Origin of the sequence: Bradyrhizobium sp. CCGE-LA001 (genome assembly GCF_000296215.2) — a bacterium.
Classification (GTDB): Bacteria; Pseudomonadota; Alphaproteobacteria; order Rhizobiales; family Xanthobacteraceae; genus Bradyrhizobium.
Map to the genome: position 1 here is coordinate 164,245 of NZ_CP013949.1, position 21,616 is coordinate 185,860.

General features: G+C 66.4%; 20 protein-coding genes. 15 read left to right on the plus strand and 5 right to left on the minus strand.

The features are described from left to right. Window positions 1-367: 367 nt before the first annotated feature. On the plus strand, window positions 368-1,306 hold the full coding sequence (locus BCCGELA001_RS00755; RefSeq protein WP_060734387.1) for a hypothetical protein: 939 nt from the start codon (window positions 368-370) through the stop codon (window positions 1,304-1,306). A gap of 284 nt (window positions 1,307-1,590) precedes the next feature. Beyond that, window positions 1,591-2,313, plus strand: a complete 723-nt coding sequence (gene pncA, locus BCCGELA001_RS00760) for a bifunctional nicotinamidase/pyrazinamidase (protein ID WP_060734388.1) — start codon at window positions 1,591-1,593, stop codon at window positions 2,311-2,313. 140 nt (window positions 2,314-2,453) lie between these two features. Here the strand turns inward: pncA and grpE are convergent, their stop codons facing one another. Both grpE and hrcA read right to left on the minus strand, forming a co-directional pair. After that, a complete protein-coding gene (gene grpE, locus BCCGELA001_RS00765) occupies window positions 2,454-3,071 on the minus strand; it encodes a nucleotide exchange factor GrpE (RefSeq protein ID WP_060734389.1) in 618 nt (205 codons plus the stop codon). Between the two features lie 94 nt (window positions 3,072-3,165). After that, entirely contained in the window at window positions 3,166-4,254 is a 1,089-nt protein-coding gene (gene hrcA, locus BCCGELA001_RS00770; RefSeq protein ID WP_060734390.1) for a heat-inducible transcriptional repressor HrcA, read from the minus strand. 169 nt (window positions 4,255-4,423) lie between these two features. On the opposite strand from hrcA, the gene rph reads away from it, so the two are divergent. Genes rph through hemW form a run of 3 tightly spaced genes read left to right on the plus strand, consistent with a single transcriptional unit; the run spans window position 4,424 to window position 6,984 of the window. Next, entirely contained in the window at window positions 4,424-5,137 is a 714-nt protein-coding gene (gene rph / locus BCCGELA001_RS00775) for a ribonuclease PH (protein ID WP_008539796.1), read from the plus strand. Between the two features lie 10 nt (window positions 5,138-5,147). After that, complete coding sequence (rdgB, locus tag BCCGELA001_RS00780; RefSeq protein ID WP_060734391.1) at window positions 5,148-5,783, plus strand: RdgB/HAM1 family non-canonical purine NTP pyrophosphatase; 636 nt, start codon at window positions 5,148-5,150, stop codon at window positions 5,781-5,783. A gap of 16 nt (window positions 5,784-5,799) precedes the next feature. After that, entirely contained in the window at window positions 5,800-6,984 is a 1,185-nt protein-coding gene (hemW, locus tag BCCGELA001_RS00785; protein ID WP_060734392.1) for a radical SAM family heme chaperone HemW, read from the plus strand. 117 nt (window positions 6,985-7,101) lie between these two features. Here the strand turns inward: hemW and BCCGELA001_RS00790 are convergent, their stop codons facing one another. Continuing rightward, complete coding sequence (locus tag BCCGELA001_RS00790) at window positions 7,102-8,334, minus strand: penicillin-binding protein activator (protein WP_193409754.1); 1,233 nt, start codon at window positions 8,332-8,334, stop codon at window positions 7,102-7,104. Between the two features lie 332 nt (window positions 8,335-8,666). On the opposite strand from BCCGELA001_RS00790, the gene rsmI reads away from it, so the two are divergent. The 7 genes from rsmI to BCCGELA001_RS00825 all read left to right on the plus strand — a co-directional run bounded on the left by rsmI (window position 8,667) and on the right by BCCGELA001_RS00825 (window position 15,784). Next, on the plus strand, window positions 8,667-9,617 hold the full coding sequence (gene rsmI / locus BCCGELA001_RS00795; protein WP_060734393.1) for a 16S rRNA (cytidine(1402)-2'-O)-methyltransferase: 951 nt from the start codon (window positions 8,667-8,669) through the stop codon (window positions 9,615-9,617). Next, entirely contained in the window at window positions 9,604-10,005 is a 402-nt protein-coding gene (locus BCCGELA001_RS00800; RefSeq protein WP_008539773.1) for a YraN family protein, read from the plus strand. The genes rsmI and BCCGELA001_RS00800 overlap by 14 nt, the downstream gene beginning before the upstream one ends. 10 nt (window positions 10,006-10,015) lie before the next feature. Beyond that, window positions 10,016-10,960, plus strand: a complete 945-nt coding sequence (gene gshB, locus BCCGELA001_RS00805; protein ID WP_008539771.1) for a glutathione synthase — start codon at window positions 10,016-10,018, stop codon at window positions 10,958-10,960. 405 nt (window positions 10,961-11,365) lie between these two features. Further along, a complete protein-coding gene (gene cpaB / locus BCCGELA001_RS00810) occupies window positions 11,366-12,175 on the plus strand; it encodes a Flp pilus assembly protein CpaB (RefSeq protein WP_008539770.1) in 810 nt (269 codons plus the stop codon). 13 nt (window positions 12,176-12,188) lie between these two features. After that, the gene (locus tag BCCGELA001_RS00815) at window positions 12,189-13,706 is read left to right on the plus strand and encodes a type II and III secretion system protein family protein (RefSeq protein ID WP_008539768.1); all 1,518 of its coding nucleotides are present in this window, start codon (window positions 12,189-12,191) and stop codon (window positions 13,704-13,706) included. A gap of 57 nt (window positions 13,707-13,763) precedes the next feature. Next, window positions 13,764-14,498 (plus strand): CpaD family pilus assembly protein, encoded by a 735-nt coding sequence (locus BCCGELA001_RS00820; protein ID WP_008539766.1) that lies wholly within the window; start codon window positions 13,764-13,766, stop codon window positions 14,496-14,498. After that, complete coding sequence (locus tag BCCGELA001_RS00825) at window positions 14,495-15,784, plus strand: AAA family ATPase (protein ID WP_008539764.1); 1,290 nt, start codon at window positions 14,495-14,497, stop codon at window positions 15,782-15,784. Before BCCGELA001_RS00820 ends, BCCGELA001_RS00825 begins: the two co-directional genes overlap by 4 nt. Before the next feature lie 21 nt (window positions 15,785-15,805). Here the strand turns inward: BCCGELA001_RS00825 and BCCGELA001_RS00830 are convergent, their stop codons facing one another. Next, window positions 15,806-16,585 (minus strand): tetratricopeptide repeat protein, encoded by a 780-nt coding sequence (locus BCCGELA001_RS00830; protein ID WP_060734394.1) that lies wholly within the window; start codon window positions 16,583-16,585, stop codon window positions 15,806-15,808. A gap of 81 nt (window positions 16,586-16,666) precedes the next feature. Beyond that, entirely contained in the window at window positions 16,667-16,912 is a 246-nt protein-coding gene (locus BCCGELA001_RS00835; protein ID WP_060734395.1) for a PilZ domain-containing protein, read from the minus strand. 227 nt (window positions 16,913-17,139) lie between these two features. On the opposite strand from BCCGELA001_RS00835, the gene BCCGELA001_RS00840 reads away from it, so the two are divergent. The 3 genes from BCCGELA001_RS00840 to BCCGELA001_RS00850 all read left to right on the plus strand — a co-directional run bounded on the left by BCCGELA001_RS00840 (window position 17,140) and on the right by BCCGELA001_RS00850 (window position 21,598). Continuing rightward, window positions 17,140-18,678, plus strand: a complete 1,539-nt coding sequence (locus BCCGELA001_RS00840; RefSeq protein WP_008539746.1) for a YifB family Mg chelatase-like AAA ATPase — start codon at window positions 17,140-17,142, stop codon at window positions 18,676-18,678. Window positions 18,679-18,777: 99 nt separating this feature from the next. Next, entirely contained in the window at window positions 18,778-19,245 is a 468-nt protein-coding gene (locus BCCGELA001_RS00845) for a hypothetical protein (protein ID WP_008539739.1), read from the plus strand. A gap of 124 nt (window positions 19,246-19,369) precedes the next feature. Then, a complete protein-coding gene (locus tag BCCGELA001_RS00850) occupies window positions 19,370-21,598 on the plus strand; it encodes a PAS domain-containing hybrid sensor histidine kinase/response regulator (protein ID WP_060734396.1) in 2,229 nt (742 codons plus the stop codon). Window positions 21,599-21,616 lie beyond the last annotated feature (18 nt).

The following is a 21,616-nucleotide window of genomic DNA, read 5'->3' on the forward strand; positions in this document are numbered from 1 at the left end:
GGTTGGCTGGGCCCAGAAGGCACCCAAACCGAAACCCCCTAAGATCAAACATCCGCGATATTGCGATGATTGAGGCTCATATAGGAGGGGGGGAGGGGCCCGCAAGGACCGAAGCAACGTTTCTGCCGTGAAAACATTGGGTTTTGGAGCATCATATCCGGGCTCCACCGGCCTTGCGGGTGAGAAATTATTAACGGGTCCGGGCCTCGGCAAGCCCCGCCTCGGCCATCTACCCCACCCTGTTACGGCAGGGCCAAACCCGCTAAAAAGCGGGCCGGCCGGGCAGCCGCACCACGCTGCTCCGCGCGACAAAGCGGCCCGGTCTGCGACCATCGAACGGCCTCAATGTGAACCAATCAGAGTGCCCATGAAGCTGATCCGCCCCCTCGCCGCGCTCGCCCTCATTGCCTCCGCGCTTCCGGCGCTTGCTGCCGACGCCGTCTACCCGCCCGGCCTGCGCCTTGGCATGGTGCCGCTGGTCGGTCTCAATACGGCAAAAACTTTTCCGGGCTTTGAGAGCGAGGACGGCAGCGTCAAGGTGCTGATCACCGAGCTGCCCCCGGCCGCCTATGGCGAGGTCGTGAGCGCCTTCAATTCCAATCCGGCGGGCGCCAATGGCGTCAAGCAGGACAAGATCGAGACGCCTGCGGGCCTCGCCTATTTCACCACCGAAAGCGGCAAGGCCGGCGAGACCCCGGTGCGGCGCTATTCGATGATTGTGCCGGGCGCCGGCTTCTCCGGCTATGTCGCGGTGCAGATCCCGGAGAACGCGACCAAGATTTACACCGATGAGGCGGTGCGCCAGATGTTTGCGAGCACCGTGACCCGCAAGCAGGTCTCGGCCGAAGAGCAGATCGGGCTGATGCCGTTCAAGATCACCGATCTCGCCGAGTTCAAGGACATCCGCACGCTGGCGCCGGGCTCGAGCATCATCCTGGCCGACGGCGACGAGAGCGCGGGCTATGAGTCGAAGCCGTTCATGATCCTCGGGCTGATCGGCGCCACCCCGCAAGCCGCCGACGATCGCGCCCGCTTCGCCCAGGAGGCGGCGCTTCAGATTCCGGGCGTGCGCGAGTCGCGCGTCACCATGTCCGAACCGATCCGCATCAACGGCCAGCAGGGTTTCGAGACCCGGATCGACGGCGTCAGCGGCAAGGACAAGGTCCCGGTGACGGTGGTGCAGTGGATCCGCTTCTCGAGCGGCGGCGCCTCGCTGCGCATCATTGCCAGCGCCCCGCGCGACCAGTGGCTGCCCGCCTTCGCCCGCTTCCGCGCCGTGCGGGACGGGATTCAGCCGAAGGGGTAGGTGCGAAGAACACATTCGGTGTCATCCCCGCGAAGGCGGGGATCCATACCGTGTGATATCAAGGTTGCGGTTGGTCGCAATCCCACGAAGAGTCTTCGCCAAACCTCTCCCTGGGGGATGGATCCCGGATCGGCGCGCGCCTTAAGGGCGCGCTTGTGCGGGACGACAGGGAGTTTGGCTTCGCGAGCCCACCCCTCACCAGACCCGGCTGCATTTTCGGGCTTCTGTTCGCGGCCGCGCAGAACTAGGCTTCGCCTCCATTGGCTCGCAAGGGGAGGTGAACGATGCTCGATCGGCGACAAATCTTGGCAGTGCTTGGAACGACGGCGATGGCAACTCTCGCGCCCACCGCGTTGCTTGCAGCTTCATCGATCAAGCCGGACGATGCGTCCGCGCTGCTCGTGATCGACGTGCAGAACTGCTTCCTGCCCGGCGGGAGCCTGGCGGTGAAGGAGGGCGAGCAGGTGGTGCCCGTCATCAACAAGATCGCGAAAGCGTTCGCCAACGTGGTGCTGACGCAGGACTGGCACACGCCCGGCCATGTCTCGTTTGCGTCAACGCATTCCGGCAAGAAACCGTTCGAGACCGTCGATCTTCCTTACGGCAAGCAGGTGCTGTGGCCGGACCATTGCGTGCAAGGCACCGAGGGCGCCGCGCTGTCGAAGGACCTCGCGATCCCACATGCCGAGCTCATCATCCGCAAGGGCTTTCACAAGAATGTCGACAGCTACTCGGCCTTCCTCGAAGCCGACGGCAAGACCTCGACGGGCCTTGCCGGCTATCTGAAGGGGCGCAAGATCAAGCGCGTCTTCGTCGCAGGGCTGGCGACGGATTTCTGCGTGGCCTGGACGGCGCTCGACGCGCGCAAGGCGGGCTTCGAGGTCTACGTGGTGGAGGACGCCTGCCGCGGCATCGACACGCAGGGCTCGCTGGCAAAGGCCTGGGCCGATATGGGCAAGGCCGGCGTGAAGCGGATTCAGTCTGCAGATATCGCGGTGAGTGCGTAGGCGGCGCGCAACGCTGCTAAACCCTCATCCTGAGGAGCGCGCGACTTCGCGCGCGTCTCGAAGGATGAAGGCCGAGCTGATGCAGCCGGGCCCGCATGGTTCGAGACGGCGCTGGCGCGCCTCCTCACCATGAGGATCCATCAATTTGGCGCGCCGCTCGACTCGTTGTTGTTGGCCGCAGGTGCGGCCTTCGCGCCGCCCTTAGCGACGCCGACCAGCGCAGGACGCAGCACGCGCTCACCGATGGTGTAGCCGGCCTGCACGACCTGCACCACGGTGCCCGACGGCACCGACGCATCGGGCACCTCGAACATCGCCTGCTGGAAATTCGGATCGAACTTCTGGCCCTGCGGATCGAACTTCTTCACGCCGTGCTTTTCCAGCGCATTGAGCAGCGAACGCTCGGTGAGCTCGACGCCTTCGATCAGCGAGATGAGGCCGGGATCGGCCGCAGCACGCGTCTCGGCTGGTACGGCATCGAGCGCCCGCTGGAGATTGTCGGCGATGTCGAGCACGTCACGGGCAAAGCCGGTGATGCCGTAGAGGCGGGCGTCGGCGACTTCCTTGGTGGTGCGCTTGCGCAGATTCTCCATCTCGGCCAGCGTCCGCAGCATGCGGTCACGCGCTTCGGCGGCTTCCTTCTGCAACGTTTCGACCGAACCCGGCTCCGGATCATCGGGCATGATGTAGGGTTTCGACACCACGGGCTCGCCGGTCGCTGCAGTCGTGTCTTGAGGTTGCCGGTCTTGCTCGGTCATCGGCTCTAATCTCGAACTCGTTTCAGGGATGTTGGCCCGGATATCGTGCCTTAGCTTACGAAAATCAAGCGCCCGTGATCGGCGGAAACGCCGGTCAGCCCCCCAGAAGGCGGCTGACGATGCGGGCGGCGTAGTCCACGGTCGGGATCACACGGGCATAATTCAGCCGCGTCGGACCGATCACGCCGAGGACGCCGACGATGTGGCCGGCGGCATCCCGGTAGGGCGAGATAATCGTCGAGGAGCCCGACAGGGAGAACAGCTTGTTCTCCGAGCCGATGAAGATGCGCACGCCCTCGGCGGTCTCGGCCCGGCCAAGCAGGTCGATGACACCGCGCTTGGTCTCGAGATCGTCGAACAACAGGCGAACGCGCTCCAGATCCTCCAGCGCGTGCAGATCTTCCAGCAGATTGGCGTGGCCGCGCACGATGAGCTGGCGGTCCTCGTTCTCGCCGCCGGACCAGCTCGCGATACCGGCTGAGATCACCTTCTGCGTCAGCTGATCGAGCTCGGCACGGGCTTCGGCGAGCGCGGTCTCGAGCTCGAGCCGTGCCTCGGCCAGCGTGCGGCCGCGGATGCGCGCATTGAGAAAATTGCCGGCCTCGGTGATCGCCGAGGAGGGAACTCCGGGCGGCAGCGTCAGCACGCGGTTTTCCACCTGGCCGTCCTCGCCGACCAGGATCACCAGCGCCTTTTCCGGTTCCAGGCGGACGAACTCGATGTGCTTCAGCCGCGCATTGGATTTCGGCGTCAGCACGACGGCGGCGGCGCGGGTCAGGCCCGACAACCGCATCAGCGCCTGGTCCAGCGCCGCCTCGACCGACTGCGCCTCGCCGACGGAGGACAGCTGGCTCTGGATCGCGGCGCGTTCGGCTTCGTTGAGGTCGCCGACCTGCATCAAGGCGTCGACGAAGAAGCGCAAGCCCAGTTCCGTCGGCAACCGGCCGGCGGAGGTATGGGGCGCATAGATCAGGCCGAGCTGTTCCAGATCGGCCATGACGTTGCGGACCGAGGCCGGCGACAGCGGCATGGCGATCAGGCGGGAAATGTTGCGCGAGCCGACGGGCTCACCGGTCGCGAGGTAACTTTCGACAATTTGACGAAAGATGTCGCGGGAACGCTCGTTGAGCTGGGCAAGGCCTGCGCGCGGCGCGATCAGATTGATCGGATCGTGATGGGCCACAGACGGCAACTCCTCTCAGATACTGACAATTTGTCCATCCCGGACGCATCTGACAAGCGTGACGTTGGCGAGCTCCTTATCAGGGGGTGAAAAAACCTTGCCGCCCACCCTCACCCCCCCTACAAGCACCGCGAACAGCCTACCCCCTGCGAGTTTTGGAGGATTTCCCATGCGGCCAAGCCGCCGTGCGCCCGACGAATTGCGCCCCGTGACGCTGGAGCGCGGCGTCGTCAAATATGCGGAAGGCTCCTGCCTCGTGAAATTCGGCGACACCCATGTGCTGGTCACCGCCACGCTGGAAGACCGCCTGCCGCCGTGGCTGAAGGGCCAGGGCCGCGGCTGGGTCACCGCCGAATACGGCATGCTGCCGCGCGCCACCTCCGAGCGGACCCGCCGTGAGGCCTCGGCGGGCAAGCAAAGCGGCCGCACCGTCGAGATTCAGCGTCTGATCGGCCGCTCGCTGCGCACCATCGTCGATCTTGAAGCGCTCGGCGAGCGCCAGATCACGGTCGATTGCGACGTCCTCCAGGCCGACGGCGGCACGCGCACGGCCTCGATCACCGGTGCCTGGGTTGCGCTTGCCGATTGCATCGGCTGGATGAAGGCGCGCAACATGGTCAAGGCCAACGTGATGCGCGACAACGTCGCCGCGATCTCCTGCGGCATCTATAACGGCACGCCGGTGCTCGACCTCGACTATGCCGAGGATTCGGAAGCCGAGACCGACGCCAATTTCGTCATGACCGGCGACGGCCGCATCATCGAGGTGCAGGGCACCGCGGAACGCGAGCCGTTCACACAGGACGAGTTCCTGAAGCTGATCGCGCTGGCGCAGAAGGGCATCGCGCGTCTGGTGGACTTGCAGAAACTGGCTGTAGCGTAGTCAATAGGCCATGCATCGCCGAATCACCGGAAAGCTCGTCATCGCGACCCATAATCCCGGCAAGCTCGCCGAGATGAAGGAGCTGCTCGCGCCTTACGGCATCGAGGCGGTGTCGGCCGGTGAGCTCGGCCTGCCCGAACCCGAAGAGACCGGCAACGACTTCCGCAGCAATGCCGCGATCAAGGCGATCGCGGCAGCACGAGCGACGAAACTTCCCTCCTTCGCCGATGATTCCGGCATCGTCGTCGAGGCGCTCGACGGCGCGCCTGGGATCTACAGCGCGCGCTGGGCCGGTCCGTCCAAGGACTTCAACGCGGCGATGGCGCAGATCGAGCGCCTGTTGCAGGAGCGCGGCGCCGCCACGCCGAACCGCCGAAGAGCGCACTTCGTCTCCGCGCTGTGCGTCGCCTGGCCCGACGATCATCGCGAAGAGGTCGAGGCCCGCGTCGACGGCACGCTGGTCTGGCCGCCGCGCGGCACCGCCGGTTTCGGCTACGATCCGATGTTCCTGCCCGACGGCCATGACCGCACCTTCGGCGAGATGACCAGCATCGAGAAACACGGCCTGCCGCCGCACGGCCTCGGCCTGTCGCACCGCGCCCGCGCCTTCGTGAAACTGGCGGAGATCTGCCTTGAGCCGCGATAGAGCGTTTTCGAGCGAAGTGGATACCGGTTCGCGCCAGGAAAACGCGTCAAAACAAGAATGCCAAGCTTTTGGCGTCTACGTGCACTGGCCGTTCTGCCTGTCGAAGTGCCCCTATTGCGACTTCAACAGCCACGTCCGCCACGCCGCGATCGACGAGGCGCGGTTTGCTTCCGCCTTTGAGTGCGAGATCGCGGCGACCGCCGAGCGCGCGCCCGGGCGCGAGGTCACCTCGATCTTCCTCGGCGGCGGCACGCCGTCGCTGATGCAGCCTGCAACCGTCGGCGCCGTGCTCGACGCCATCGGCAAGCACTGGTCCGTCGCAGGTGATGTCGAGGTAACGCTGGAGGCCAACCCCACCAGCGTCGAGGCCACGCGCTTCGCCGGCTATCGCAGCGCCGGAGTCAACCGCGTCTCGCTCGGCGTGCAGGCGCTCGACGATGCCTCGCTGAAGGCGCTCGGCCGCATGCACAGCGCCCGCGAAGCGCTCGATGCCGTTGCCATCGCGCGCCGCTCGTTCGATCGTTACTCATTCGACCTGATCTATGCCCGTCCCGACCAGACGCCGGCGGTGTGGGCCGATGAGCTGCGTCTCGCGATCGAGGAAGCCGCCGAGCATCTGTCGCTCTATCAATTGACGGTCGAGGAAGGCACGCCGTTCTTCGGCCTGCACCAGGCCGGCAAATTGAAGACACCGGACGAGGCGGTCGCGCGCGCGCTCTACGACGTCACGCAGGAGACCTGCGATAAGCTCGGCCTGCCCGCCTACGAGATCTCCAATCACGCGCGGCGCGGCGCCGAGTGCCGGCACAATCTGGTCTATTGGCGCGGCGAGGAATATGCCGGCATCGGACCCGGCGCCCACGGCCGTCTCGACATCGACGGCGTGCGCCATGCCACCGCCACCGAGAAGCGTCCCGAAGCCTGGCTGATGCGGGTCGAGACCAATGGCCATGGCGTCGTCACCGACGAGCTCCTCAACAGCGAGGAACGCGCCGACGAGTTTTTGCTGATGGGACTGCGTCTTGCCGAAGGCATCGACCCCGAGCGCTACAAAACCCTCTCCGGCCGCCCGCTCGATCCCAAACGCATCGCGCTCTTGCGCGAGGAAGGCGCGATTACGGTCGATGCGACGGGACGCCTGCGCGTGACCAGCAGCGGATTCCCGGTGCTGGATGCGGTAGTCGCGGATTTGGCGGCGTAGCGAGCCCTCGTAGGGTGGGCAAGGCGAAGCGTGCCCACGCAATTCCATGCAATCCGGAGAGACGGCGGGCACGGCGCAAGTGCGTCTTTGCCCACCCTACGGCACTGTCGTCTTGAGCTACGCCCCAAAACTCTTCGGTGAGCCCGCGACTGCAGCGCCGCCGCCTTGCGTCACCTTCATCACCGCAAGTCCACGCTCGTTCGTGCCATCAGCGCGGAAGCGGAACAGGCCGTCGATGCCGGCAAAGCCGGAGGGGTTGGTGAGTACATCAGAGGAGAAGCGCTGGCCCCCCTGCGTGCGTGCAAGCGCGGCGACGAGGGCGACCGCGTCATAGGCGAGGGTCGCGGTACGGATCGGCTCCGCGCCGTATTTGGTGCGGTAACGGCCGGAGAACGCGCGAAAGCCGGCCGGATCCGGTGCCGCATAGAGGCCACCCTGCAGCGCGGCGCTGGCATAGACGCGCGGATTGTCCCACAGACCGGTGCCGAGCATCTGGATGTTGCGCAAATTCGCGCCCGCCGCCGTCATCGCATCCGCCACCGACACGACGGCATCGCCGTCATCGGCAATGAACAGCGCGTCCGCGCTGCCGAGCTGCTGCGCCACGGTCCGCGCCGGGGTGGCACGATCCGCGCCGTATCTCTCGAAGGCAACGATGCGCCCGCCACGCCGCGGCACCGCTGCCTTCACGGCGGCCTCGACGACATTGCCATAGGCATTGTCGGGCACGAGCACGGCGACCGAGCGCTTTCCAATGCTGGCGGAATATTCGACGATGCGGTTGACGTCGGATTCCGGCAGGAACGAGAGCAGGTAGACGCCGCGTCCGGCGATGCTGGAATCGGTCGAGAACGCGATCACGGAGATGCCGCGCGTGCGGGCGACCTGCGCCACCGCCGGCACCGATTGCGCGAACAGCGGTCCCAGGATGATCTCGGCGCCCTCGTCGACCGCCTGCTGCGCACCGGCTTGCGCGCCTTGCGGGCTGCCATTGTCATCCTTGATCAGGAGCTGGATGTTCGGGTTCTGGAACTCGGCCAGCGCCATCTCGGCGGCGTTGCGCATGGATTGCGCGGCGAGGCCGGCATTGCCGGCGGCCGAGAGCGGCAGGATGACGGCGACCTTGACGCCGCCGGTGCCCGCGGTGGTGGCCTGCTGCGGGGGACCTGCCGGCTGCGCCGGAGGTGAAGAGCTGGAAAACGGGTTGGAGAACTGGCTGAGACTCTGCTGCACGCCGGCACAAGCCGAGAGCAGGGGCGTGCCGAGCAACAGGCCAAGCGCACTCCGCCGGGTCGCCCCTGAGATCGGGGGTCCCGAAACGGAAGACTTTGGATGTTGCGGCCCCACCATGGCAGTTTCTCTTCCGACCAGCCGTTGCCAGCCGGTTACAACTCGTTCCGCGACACAAGCCGCGGGATTCAGGCATATTGTCGGCAAACAGTTAACTAAAACAAAAGGATAATGATCGCTTAACGCGGCCGTATCCTGAACTTTTGGCTAGCTGTCCACCCGTCCAGCATCAAGGTGGCGTTTCCGCCCTGAATATGACGCTGGTACTTCATTCCCTGGGAATGTGATGCTTGCCGGATCAGATTCCAGTCTTCCTCACCCCTCGCCTCGGCGCGATCTTTTTCGACGAGCCGGTTCCCAGCCCTGCGGATCGTGCCTAAGTTGACTTCATTATGCGCGCAAAGCCGGCCCCGATAAATACGCCTGAAGACACAAAGGCCGCCCCGCGCGGATTCTCCATCGATGCCCATCGGCTTGCGGCGCCGAAGGCCGCGCCTGGCCTCCATCTGGTCGCAACGCCGATCGGCAATCTCGGCGACATCACGGTCCGCGCGCTGCAGACGCTTGCCGGCGTGGACGTCATCGCCTGCGAGGACACGCGCATCACGCGGCGCCTGACCGAGCGCTACGCCATTACCGCGCAGCTCAAGCCATATCACGAGCACAACGCCGAAGCGGCGCGCCCGAAGATTCTCGAGGCGCTTGCGGCCGGCGGCTCGATCGCGCTGGTCTCCGATGCCGGCACCCCGCTGATCTCCGATCCCGGCTTCAAGCTGGTGCGCGAGGTCTGCGCCGCCGGCCACGCGGTCTACGCGCTGCCCGGCCCGTCCTCGGTGCTGGCCGCGCTGTCGGTCGCGGCGCTGCCGACCGATCGCTTCTTCTTCGAGGGCTTCTTGCCGGCGAAATCGGCTGCGCGCCGCGCCCGCCTCGCCGAGCTTGCCCGCATCGATGCGACGCTGGTGATGTTCGACTCCGGCAACCGCGTGCAGGACACGCTGGTCGAGCTCGCCGAGATCATGGGACCACGCGAGGCCGCGATCTGCCGCGAGCTGACGAAGCTGCATGAGGAGATTTCGCGAGCGACGCTGGCCGAATTGGCGCGCGACGCGGACGCGCTGGAGACGCGCGGCGAATTCGTGCTGGTGATCGCGCCGCCGGCATCCGACGCGCAGGTGCTGACATCGGGTGCGCTCGATGATCTCTTGCGCGATCAGCTCGCCGTGCACAGCGTCAAGGATGCCGTGGCGCATGCGGTCGCGTTGTCGGGCCGGCCGCGCCGCGAGGTCTATGCCCGCGCGCTCGAACTTGCAAAGGACCTGCGAGGCGGCGATGGCGAAGCCTGAGATCCCGGCGGAACCGAAAGTCGCCTCGCCCGAGCGCGTCGCCGCGTTCCGCACCGGCATCTCGGCGGAGAGCCGCGCCGCCGCCTATCTCATGGCCAAGGGCTATCGTATCCTCGCCAAGCGTTACCGCACCCCGCATGGCGAGATCGACATCGTCGCGCGGCGCCGCAATCTGATCGCCTTCGTCGAGGTCAAGGCACGCGCCACGCTGGATGACGCCGCCTTCGCCGTGACGCCGCGTCAGCAGCAGCGCATCGTCAACGCGGCGCAGGGATGGCTCGTGGCGCATCCCGAGCATGCCGAATTCGAATTGCGATTCGACGCCATGCTGATTGCGCCGCGGTCACTTCCGCGCCATGTGTTGGCGGCATTCGACGCCTCGACCTGAAAGGCAGACCATGAAACTCAACGTCGCCGTCCAGATGGACCCTATCGCCCGCATCAACATCAAGGGCGATTCCACCTTCGCGCTGCTCCTGGAGGCGCAGAAGCGCGGCCACGGCCTGTCCTATTACACGCCCGACAAGCTCTCGATGGTCGGCGACGAACTCGTCGCGCCGGTTCAGCTCCTCTCCGTGCGCGATGAGCCGGGTGATCATTTCACCCTCGGCGAGCCCCGGCGCGAGGCGCTCAACGGTTTCGACGTGGTGCTGCTCCGCCAGGACCCGCCGTTCGACCTCGCCTATATCACCTCGACGCATTTCCTCGAACGCATCCATCCGAAGACGCTGGTCGTCAACGACCCCGTCTCGGTGCGCAACGCGCCCGAGAAGCTGTTCGTGATGAACTTTCCGCAGCTAATGCCGCCGACCCTGATCTCGCGCGACCTCGACGAGATCAACGCGTTCCGCGACAAGCACGGCGCCGTCGTGATGAAGCCGCTGCACGGCCATGGCGGCGCGGCGGTGTTCCGCGTGATGCCGCAGGACATGAATTTCGGCTCGCTGTTCGACATGTTCTCCGTCACTTTCAAGGAGCCGTGGGTGATCCAACAATTCATCCCCGAGGTGAAGCACGGCGACAAGCGAATCATCCTCGTCAACGGCGAGTTCGCCGGCGCCGTGAACCGCGTCCCCGCCGCGGACGACCTCCGCTCCAACATGGTGCGCGGCGGCGCGGCGCAGGAGACCGAGCTCACCCCGCGCGAGCGCGAGATCTGCGCCACCGTCGGCCCGGCGCTGCGCGAGCGCGGCCTGCTGTTCGTCGGCATCGACGTCATCAACGGCAACCTCACCGAGATCAACGTGACCTCACCGACCGGCATCCGTGCCATCGCGCGGCTCGGCGGCCCTGACGTTGCGGCGAAGATCTGGGACGCGATCGAAGCGAAGCGGAAGAAGTAGCTTCGTAATGCGGAGGGAGCCGCCCCCAGTTCCGCTGTCATGCCCCGCGATGGCGGGGCATCCAGTACGCCGCGGCCTTTCGGTTCAATCACTGCCGCTTCTGGGATACTGGATCGCCCGCCTTCGCGGGCGATGACAACGTCGCGCGCCCTGACATCACGCCCCCCTAACCACCTATTCACCATGACGCCGCCGCTATCATGCGAGCGGATGCGCCTGCTCTGCGTGAAACTACGGGGCCGCTGGCCGAGCGAATAACGCCGCGTTCACCATTCGCGGAAAACCAGCGCTGTGACCGGCCATCACATTCGGCCTCGCAACACCCCTTATACTTTTACTCCCTACTCATCGACATGGGGAACCCGCCAGGTGCGGTCCGAGTGCCCCGCGTAAGAGTAGAAGCGTATGAATACCGCACGCATTGTCGTTCTCGTCATCGCGCTCGGCGCCGGCGGCGTCGCTGCGTATCTGGCGAGCGGCTATCAGAATGAACCCGCGCCCGTTCTGCCCGTCGCCGAGAAGCTGCCGACGGTCGAGGTCCTGGTCGCGAAGAACGACATCGGGCTCGGCCAGGCCGTGAAGCCCGAGGATCTGCAATGGCAGGTCTGGCCGGCGGCGACCGCGAGCAGCGCCTTCATCCGCCGCGACGGCAGGCCCGACGCGCAGATCCAGATCGCCGGCTCGATCGCACGCGTGCCGTTGATGCAGGGCGAACCGATCCGCGAACAGAAGCTGGTCAGGGCCGAAGGCTCCGGCTTCATGGCCGCCATCCTGCCCTCCGGCATGCGGGCCGTCTCCACCGAAATTTCAGCCGAGACCGGCGCCGGCGGGTTCATCCTGCCGAACGACCGCGTCGACATCGTGCTGACCCGCCGCCTGAAGAATCCCGACCCCAACGGCACGACCGGCAACGATCTCATCTTGTCCGAGGTCATCCTGACCAACATCCGCGTGCTCGCGATCGACCAGGCGCCCAAGGAAAAGGACGGCCAGACCGCCGTCGTCGGCAAGACCGTCACGCTCGAGCTCAAGCCCGAACAGGTCGCCACGCTGTCGGCCGCACGCCAGGGCGGCACGCTCCAGCTCGCGCTGCGGAGCATCGTCGATGCCAAGGCCGTCGACGATCCGATCGAGGACCAGGCGGCCAAGCGTTCCGACGGCGTCAACGTGATCCGCTACGGGGTGCAGGCGCGGCAACTGACGTCACAGAAGTGATGATGGGGATAGCATGAAGTTTGGGGGTGATCGGACGGGCCTGCGCATTCGGGGGAAGCGCGCGCGCTCGGTCTGGAAGGGGACGATGCTGATGCTGGGGCTGCTTGCAGCCCCAGACCCGGTCAGCGCCGGGGAGATGCCGGTCGGCGACCAGGCGCCGATGCAGGCGCCCGATCTGGGCCTGTCGCCGGTTTCGTCGATCGCGTCGGCGCGAACACGCTTTCTGGCGCTCGGCATCGGCAAGTCCGTCGTCATCGACCTGCCGCGCGAGGTCAAGGACGTGCTGGTGGCCGATCCCAAGATCGCCAACGCGGTGATCCGCTCGTCCCAGCGGGCCTATATCATCGGCGGCCAGGTCGGCCAGACCAACGTGGTGTTCTTCTCCGCCGACGGCCAGCAGGTCGCCGCCTACGACATCGCGGTGAAACGCGACCTCAATGGCATGCGCACCGCGCTGCGGCAGTCGCTGCCCGGCGTGCAGATCGAAGGCGTCGGCGACAGCGTAATGCTGACCGGCTCGGTGTCGAGCCCGGTCGAGGCGCAGCAGGCCGGCGAGGTCGCCGCCAAGCTCGTCGGCGGCGCGGACAAGGTCGTCAACAACATCGTCGTGCGCGGCCGCGACCAGGTGATGCTCAAGGTCGTTGTCGGCGAGGTGCGCCGCGACATCGTCAAGCAGCTCGGCGTCGACCTCAGCGCCAGCCTGAACGCCGGCACCGCGGTGGTCAACTTCAATAATTCCAATCCGTTCTCGGTCTCGGGTGGACCGATCGTCGGCAGCAACGGGCTCGGCGTCGCCGGCCTCGCCAAGGGCGTCGCCACCGTCAGCGCCACGATGCGCGCCATGGAAAGCGCCGGCGTCATGCGCACGCTCGCCGAGCCGAGCCTGACCGCGATCTCGGGCGAATCCGCCACCTTCATCGCCGGCGGCGAATTCCCGATTCCCGCAGGCTATTCCTGCGATCCCGTCACCCACGTCTGTACCACCCAGATCACCTACAAAAAGTTCGGCATCTCCTTGAACTTCACTCCGGTCGTGCTCAGCGAAGGCCGCATCAGCCTGCGCGTGATGACCGAGGTCTCGGAGTTGTCGAATACCAACGCGATCACGCTGACCCAGGCGCTTTCCTCGACCTCGAGCAACTCGGTCACCATCCCGTCGATCCAGACCCGCCGCGCCGAAACCACCCTGGAAATTCCCTCCGGCGGCTCGATGGCGATGGCCGGCTTGATCCAGCAGAAGACCAAGCAGGCGATCAACGGCCTGCCCGGCGTCGACCAGATCCCGATCATCGGCGCGCTGTTCCGCAGCCAGGACTTCGTCAACAACGAGACCGAGCTGATGGTGATCGTGACGCCCTATGTGGTGCGCGCGGTCGCCCAGAAGGAATTGTCGCGCCCCGACGACGGCTTCGCGCCCGCCTCCGATGCGCAGACCGCACTGCTCGGCCGCATGAACCGCCTCTACGGCGTCACGCGGCGGGTCGATCCGATCAACGGCGCGCCCGGCGATTTCGGCTTCATCATCGATTGAAGACGAACGGACGGGTTTGGGAAGCGGGACGGGAATTCGGGGCGAGGAGAAGAAGCGATGACGAAAACGATGACCGATCGACGTCGCAATTTGAGCATCGCGCTGGCGCTGACGGCGCTCTCCGTCATGCTGGGCGCGTGCAACACCGCCGGCGAGATCGTCACTCAGACGGTGCCGACCGATTATCGCCAGCGCCATCCGATCGCGGTGCAGGAAGGCAGGAAATCGATCGTGATCTTCGTCGGCAAGGCGCGCGGCGGCCTTTCGGCTGCGCAGCACGCGGATGTCGCCGGCATCGCCCGGGACTGGATGCGTGAAGGCACCGGCTCCGTCGTCGTCGATGTCCCCGTCGACACCGCGAATTCGCGCGCTGCCGCAGCAACCTATCGGGAAATCCGTGCGGTGCTCGCGTCCGGCGGCGTGCCGTCGCGTGCCATCGTCCAGCATCCCTATCGCCCTGAAGACCCCGGCCTGCTGCCGACGATCCGGTTGAGCTATTCCAAGATCACCGCGACGGCCGGCCCCTGCGGGCTGTGGCCGGAAGACGTCGGTCCGAACATCCTCGATCCCGGCTACAACGAGAACCAGCCGTACTTCAATCTCGGCTGCGCCAGTCAGCGCAATCTCGCGGCGATGATCGACAACCCCGCCGACCTCGAGCAGCCGCGCGCCGAGACGCCCGCCTACACCGCGCGGCGCGACATCGCCTTCGAACGCTATCGCAAGGGCTCGACGACGACCACCACCTATCCCGAGGCCGACAAGGCCAAACTCAGCGATACCGGCAAATGACAGGCATCCACGACGAAGACGCGGACGATCCGCGCCACCCGGACGAACACATCGCGCCGGTTCCCCGGATCTCGGTGCAGGCGTTCTGCGAGACCGAGCAGACGCTCGCCGCGGTGACCGCGGCGGGACAGGATCGGCGTCTCGCCAAGGCGCATCTCACCGCCAAGGACGGTGGCCTTGCCGCGGCGATCGAAGTCTATGAAACCATGCCGACGCCGAACGTGATCGTGATCGAATCCGACGGCACGCGCGACATCCTGGAAGGGCTCGACGACCTCGCCGGCGTGTGCGATCCCGGCACCCGCGTCGTCGTGATAGGCAATCCGAACGACACTGCGCCCTATCGCGAGCTGGTCCGCCGCGGCGTCAACGACTACGTGGTCGGGCCGGTCGAAACCCTCGATGTGGTCCGCTCGATCTGCAGCCTGTTCTCGGCATCCGAAGCCATCATCACCGGCCGCGTCATCGCTGTGGTCGGCGCCAAGGGCGGCGTCGGCGCGTCCACGGTCGCACACAACGTCGCCTGGACCATCGCCCGCGACCTCGCGCTCGATTCGGTGGTGATCGATCTCGACCTCGCCTTCGGCACCGCGAGCCTCGACTACAATCAGGACCCGGTGCAGGGCATCGCCAACGCGGTGCTGTCGCAGGACCGGCCGGACACCGCGCTGCTGGAGCGCCTGCTCGCCAAATGCACCGATCGGCTCAGCCTGTTGGCGGCGCCCGCGACGCTCGACCGCGTCTATGATTTCGGGGCCGAAGCCTTTGACGCCGTGTTCGACACGCTACGCATGACCACGCCCTGCATCGTGCTCGACGTTCCCCACCAATGGTCGGCATGGACGCGGCGCGCGCTGGTCAATGCCGATGACATCGTGATCGTGGCCGAGCCCGACCTCGCCAACTTACGCAACACCAAGAACATGCTGAGCGTGCTGAAGGCGGCGCGGCCGAACGACCGGCCGCCGCTGTACTGCCTCAACCAGGTCGGCATGCACAAGCGCGCCGAGATCGAGGTCAAGGCCTTCGCCAAGACGATGGAGAGCCAGCCGCTCGCAGTGATCCCGTTCGATTCGAAGCTGTTCTCGACCGCCGCCAACAACGGCCAGATGATCGCGGAGGTCGCCAAGAACCACCGCACCACCGCGCTATTCCAGACCATGGCGAACCGCCTCGCCGGTCGCGGCGAGGTGAAGCCGCCGAAGCGCTCGCTGCTCGGACCGCTGCTGAAGAAGCTGAAGGGCAAGTCGGGCCGCAGCTCCGCCCCGCATCGCAAAGCGTCGTAGGCGCACACCAGAAGAGGCGGACTACCTCTCCGCCCGCTGCTGCTTCTTGGCCAGCAGCTCGCGCAGCGCCGTGACCTTGGCCGCGGCCTGGTCCGGCGGCAAATCCGCTTTGACGAGGATTTCGGCCTCGGCCTGACGGCCCTGCAATCCCAGCACGAGTGCGAGATTGGCACGGATCCGCACATCGTTCTGATTGCGCTGATGGGCGCGGCCGAGCACCTGTTCGGCCCGCGGCAGATTGTTCTGGAGCATGTAGGACAGGCCGAGATTGGACAGAACCTGCGGCTCGTCGGGCACGATCTTCAGAGCGCTCGCATAATATTGCTGCGCCTCCTCGTTGCGGCCGAGTTGATCAAGCGCGGCGCCCTGCGCCGACAGGATGCGCCAGTCCGGATCCTCAGGCGAATGTGCGCGGCCGAGAACGTCGAAGGCCTGCTGGAAATTGCCGTTGTCGGCGAGCGCGCGGCCATAGCCGGCGAGCAGCGCCTTGTTTTGGGGAGAGTTGAGCACGGCCTGCTCCAGCACCGCGACCGCCTGCGCGCGCTGACCGGTGTCGCGCAGCGCCTTGCCATAGGCGAGCGCAATTGCGGGATCGCCGGGCTTGGCGCGGTAGCGCTCGCGCAGGGCGTCCAGGTCCGGCCTAGCGTCCGGCTTGGCCTCGGCCTTCGCTTCGGCTCTGGCGCCGAGCGATCCGGTCACGTCCTCGACGCCATTGGTCTGGCAGCCGCCAAGGGTGAGGACCACGAATGCAGAAAGCAGGAACTTCGCCGGAGCAAAGGCGGGAGACGAACGCTTGAACATACTCTGATCACTCGGGCGACTGATCAGAGATGCTGACCGATTAACGCTAAAGCCCGGTTAAGGAGGCGGGCCGAGCCGGCCTCAATCGACGAACTCGGCGCCGAACTCGCAGCCGATGCGCCAGCGCAGACGGCATTGGCGGGAATAATCGGGTGCGAAGATGATGGTGAATTGCGGCGGCACTTCCAAAAATTCCGCCACCACTTTCACGCCGCCGTCCGAAATATCCGTGATGGTGCAATCGCGCGGCAGCGAGCCCGCTCCCAAATGAATCTTGGCAAGCCGGCTGCACACCCGGCGTTCGCTTCTCCGGCGATTTGCAAGCATTTGAACTCTTCACCCGTTAGACCACGGCCCATCCCGCAGGCCTAGGAGTAGCGGACATTCGTTGGAATGTGCTGAGGGCGGAAGCTCGCATTCGAGGCGTAGTGTCCGCGTCGCGTTTACGACTGGTTAAGGGTTGGCTTGGCCCTCGGGGACGTTCCCGTATTGTTCTTGCGAAGCGCCGCGCGCCCTGCTACCCTCGATTGAGCAAAGGGCAGGCTGGTTCGAGCATGGTTCAGCGGGTTTCTACCGTCGCCTTCGAGGGGATCGAGGCCCGCGCGGTCGACGTGCAGGTGCAGGTCGCTCCTGGCCTGCCGGCCTTCGCCATCGTCGGCTTGCCGGACAAGGCGGTGTCAGAGGCGCGCGAGCGGGTCCGCTCGGCCCTGATCGCATCAGGACTGGCGCTGCCGGCGCGGCGGATCATCGTCAATCTGGCGCCGGCCGACCTGCCCAAGGAAGGCAGCCATTACGACCTTCCGATCGCGCTCGGGCTGATGGCGGCGATCGGCGCGATCCCGCCGGATGCGCTGACCGGTTTCACCGTGCTCGGCGAGCTCGGCCTCGATGGCTCGATCGCGCCGGTCGCAGGTGTCCTGCCCGCCGCGATCGGCGCCAATGCGCGCGAGGAGGGCCTGATCTGCCCTGCTGCCTGCGGTTCGGAAGCGGCCTGGGCGAGCCCGGACATCCAGATCATCGCAGCGAGCTCGCTGATCCAGATCGCCAACCATTTCAAGGGTACGCAGGTGCTGTCGCGGCCCTCGCCGAAGGTGCATGAGGCCGCCGCCTCCTCCCTCGACCTGCGCGACATCAAGGGCCAGGAGAGCGCCAAGCGGGCGCTGGAGATCGCGGCGGCCGGCGGGCATCACCTGCTGATGGTCGGCGCGCCCGGCGCCGGCAAATCGATGCTGGCCGCGCGCCTGCCCTCGATCCTGCCGCCGCTGTCGCCCGCAGAACTGCTCGAAGTCTCCATGATCGCGTCGGTGGCCGGCGAGATCGAAGGCGGCGCGCTGACGGCGCGGCGGCCGTTCCGCTCGCCGCATCATTCCGCCAGCATGGCCGCGCTCACCGGCGGCGGCATGCGCGCCAAGCCCGGCGAGATCTCGCTGGCGCACCAGGGCGTGCTGTTCCTCGACGAATTGCCGGAGTTCGATCCGCGCGTGTTGGATTCGCTGCGCCAGCCCTTGGAGAACGGCGAGGTCGCAGTGTCGCGCGCCAATCACCGCGTCACCTACCCTGCCCGCTTCATGCTGGTCGCTGCGATGAATCCCTGCCGCTGCGGCAACGCCTTCGAGCCCGGCTATGCCTGCAAGCGCGGCCGCATCGACCGCTGCACCGGCGACTATCAGGCGCGCATCTCAGGTCCCCTGATGGACCGCATCGACCTGCGCATCGAGGTGCCGGCGGTGACCGCGGCCGATCTGATCCTGCCGCCGCCGGCGGAAGGCTCGGCCGAGGTCGCCGCGCGCGTGGCGGCGGCGCGCGACATCCAGCTGGCGCGCTATGCCGATGCCGGCCTGCCCAAGGTCCGCACCAATGCCGAGGCGCCGGCCTCGGTGCTGGAAGAAATCGCCAAGCCCGATGCGCAGGGCGCCAAACTGTTGCGCGATGCCGCCGAGACCATGCGGCTGTCGGCCCGCGGCTATCACCGCGTGCTGAGGGTCGCGCGCACGCTGGCCGATCTCGACAAATCCGACAAGATCGGCCGGCTGCATCTCGCCGAGGCTTTGTCCTACCGCGCACTCGCGGAGGATGTGCGGCAGCTGGCGTGAACATTTGCGCGCATCAACCCGGCGGTAACGAGTTTCCTTTACGCTCTGCAAACCATAAGGCCCATCAGTTCCCGTACCGGGCCCGGCGAGTAGAGTGTCATGTTGCGTTTCAAGATCCTGGCCTCCGTTGTTCCCCTGTTGGCGGCAGCCGTGTTCGCCCGCGCCGAGATCGGATCGGTCTCGCATCCCTGCATCGCCTTCGGCGACACCTCGGTCGAGCTCACCTCCCTGTTCTGGACCGCCGGCACGCATGTCGCCTTCACCGAGAATCCCGCGCAGGCCACGGTGCGGGTTCAGGTCACCGACAATGCGGACGCTGCGGACTTCGTTGTCGTGGACGACGGCCCCGGCTCGGAAGCGGACAGCTGCCAGGCCGGTCCGTCGAGACGCCTGATCTCGATCGCCGCGCAGCCCGTCGACGGCGGCCAGGTGATCTATCTCTCCACCGACGGGCCGGCCGATTACCGCATCTATGTCCGCTCGAAGACGTTCTCGCAGCGCGAGGCAGCGGCGCTCATCGTCGGCGCCCGCGGCGGCCCCGGTCACTTCCAAGCCGCGTCGCTCTGAAGCTTTAACATCTCGTCAACCCTGTTTGGAGGCGGCGCCAGAGCCTCAAGCTGTTCGCAAGGTCGGGACGACATCGTCGCAGAGGGCGAGCGCGGGTTTCGGACAAGAGTCGGGGTCGGTGGTGATGGGTCGGACGTTCCGGATCAAGGTGCGCATGCGCCGCTTCAGGCGACAGCATCCGCGTATCGCCTTCGCGCTCCGCTCCTTCATGATCTTCATGGCGACGTTCGGCGCCGCCTATGGTTTTGTCTCCGGCAGCCGTTCCGAGAATTCCGGTTACGATCCGAATGCGTTTGCGATCGGCGCGAGCTTCCTCTTCGCGCTCGCCTGTCTCGGCCTTGCCACACTGAGCATGCGGCTGCGCTTCGTCAACAAGCGGCTGCGGACGCTGGCCGCCCATAACGAGGCGCTGATAGACCGCAATTGGGAGCTCAAGGAAGCCGAAGAGCGCGCCCGCAGCCTGTTCGAGCAGCAGGGCGATCTGATCGTGCTGCGCGACGCCGAGGGCCGCATCACCTTTGCCAACGACGCCTATTGCGCGCTGGCCGGAGAGACGCGCAGCTCGCTGATCGGCACGCGCTTCGATTTCGACGTGCTGGAACAGGGCGACAGCGCGCGCGAAAGCAACGGCACACGCATTCACGACCAGAGGATCGCAACCAAGCTCGGCGCGCGTTGGATCGCCTGGCGCGAGGGCTATGTCCGGCGCGACGCCGGACAGCCCGCCGAACTCCAGAGCGTCGGGCGCGACGTCACGGACCGCACCGAGACCGAACGCGCGCTGGCCGACGCGCGCGACCAGGCCGATGCCGCCAACCGCGCCAAGTCGCGCTTCCTCGCCATGGCCTCGCACGAAATCCGCACGCCCCTCAACGGCATTCTCGGCATGGGCGGCCTGTTGCTCGACACCACGCTGACGCCGGAGCAGGCGACCTACGCCAAGGCGGTGAAAACCTCGGGCGAGGCGCTGATGGCGCTGATCGAGGAGCTGCTCGACTATTCCAAGATCGAAGCCGGCAAGCTCGATCTCGAGCTGCGTCCCTTCGCTTTGTCCACGCTGATCGAGGAAATCACCGAGCTCCTGGCGCCGCGCGCGCAGGCCAAGAACCTCGAGATCGCCTCCTATATCGACGAGCGCCTGCCGCTCGAAGTGGTGGGCGATGCCGCGCGGCTCCGCCAGGTGCTGCTCAATCTCGCCGGCAACGCCATCAAGTTCACGGCTCACGGTGGCGTCGCGCTGATCGTCGAGCCCGGGATCTGGCCGAACGAGATCAGCGTCCTGGTCCGCGACACCGGCATCGGCATCGCGCCAGAAGCGCAGTCGCGCATCTTCCACGAATTCGAGCAGGCGGACGAGCGCGTCGCACGCACTTATGGCGGCACCGGGCTCGGCCTGTCCATCAGCGAGCGCATCGTCAAGCGCATGGGCGGACGGATCACGCTGGAGAGCGAGCCGGGCAAAGGCTCGACCTTCGAGGTCGCGGTGCCGCTTGCCCCTTCACAAACAGGGAGCGGGCAGGCGGCATTTCCAAGCCCCGATATCTTGGGCAAGCCGATCCTCCTCGTTGCCGACCGCATCGAAGCCTCGCTGATCGCCCGGCGCCTGGAGCGCTGGGGCGCCCAGACCTGCATGGTTGCGGATGCCGCGGTCGCGGAAGCCCTGCTGCCGGAACGCGCATGGCACGCGGTGCTGGTCGATCGGGCGATCGGTCCCGCCATCGCCGACCGTCTCAGCGAAGCGGCGCGGACGCATGCGATCCAGCGCCTGGTGCTGCTGACGTCGAGCTCGCGCCACGAGACGTTTTCGCCGGCCTTCACCGGCTTCCTGATGAAACCGCTGCGCGCGGCCTCGCTCGCCGCACGCCTGTCGATGACGCCGGAGGTCGCCTCGCCCGATCTGGCGCCGGAGCCGTCGGCCGGATCCACGGTGAATGCTGCGCCCGCAAAGGGCCTGTCGATCCTCGTCGCCGAAGACAATGAGATCAATGCGCTTCTGATGCGCTCGCTGCTGACGAAGCTCGGCCATCGCGTCGTCATCGCAATCCACGGCGAGGCCGCGCTGGAATCCTGGCTCGCCGCGTCATCGGCCGGTGCGCCCTATGATCTCGTGCTGATGGACATCCAGATGCCGCAGCTCGACGGCATCGAGACGACAAAGCGCATCCGCGCCCATGAGGCGGCTACGGGTCGCCAGCGCACGCCGATCCTGGCGCTCACTGCCAACACGCTGGTCGAGGATCGTTACGCCTGCTTCGAGGCGGGAATGAACGGCTTCCTGATCAAGCCGCTCGATCGGGAGAAACTGGACGAGGCACTGGCCGGCCTCGCCGCGTCCCGACACATGGCCGTCTGATCAAGAGTCCCAAGGGAA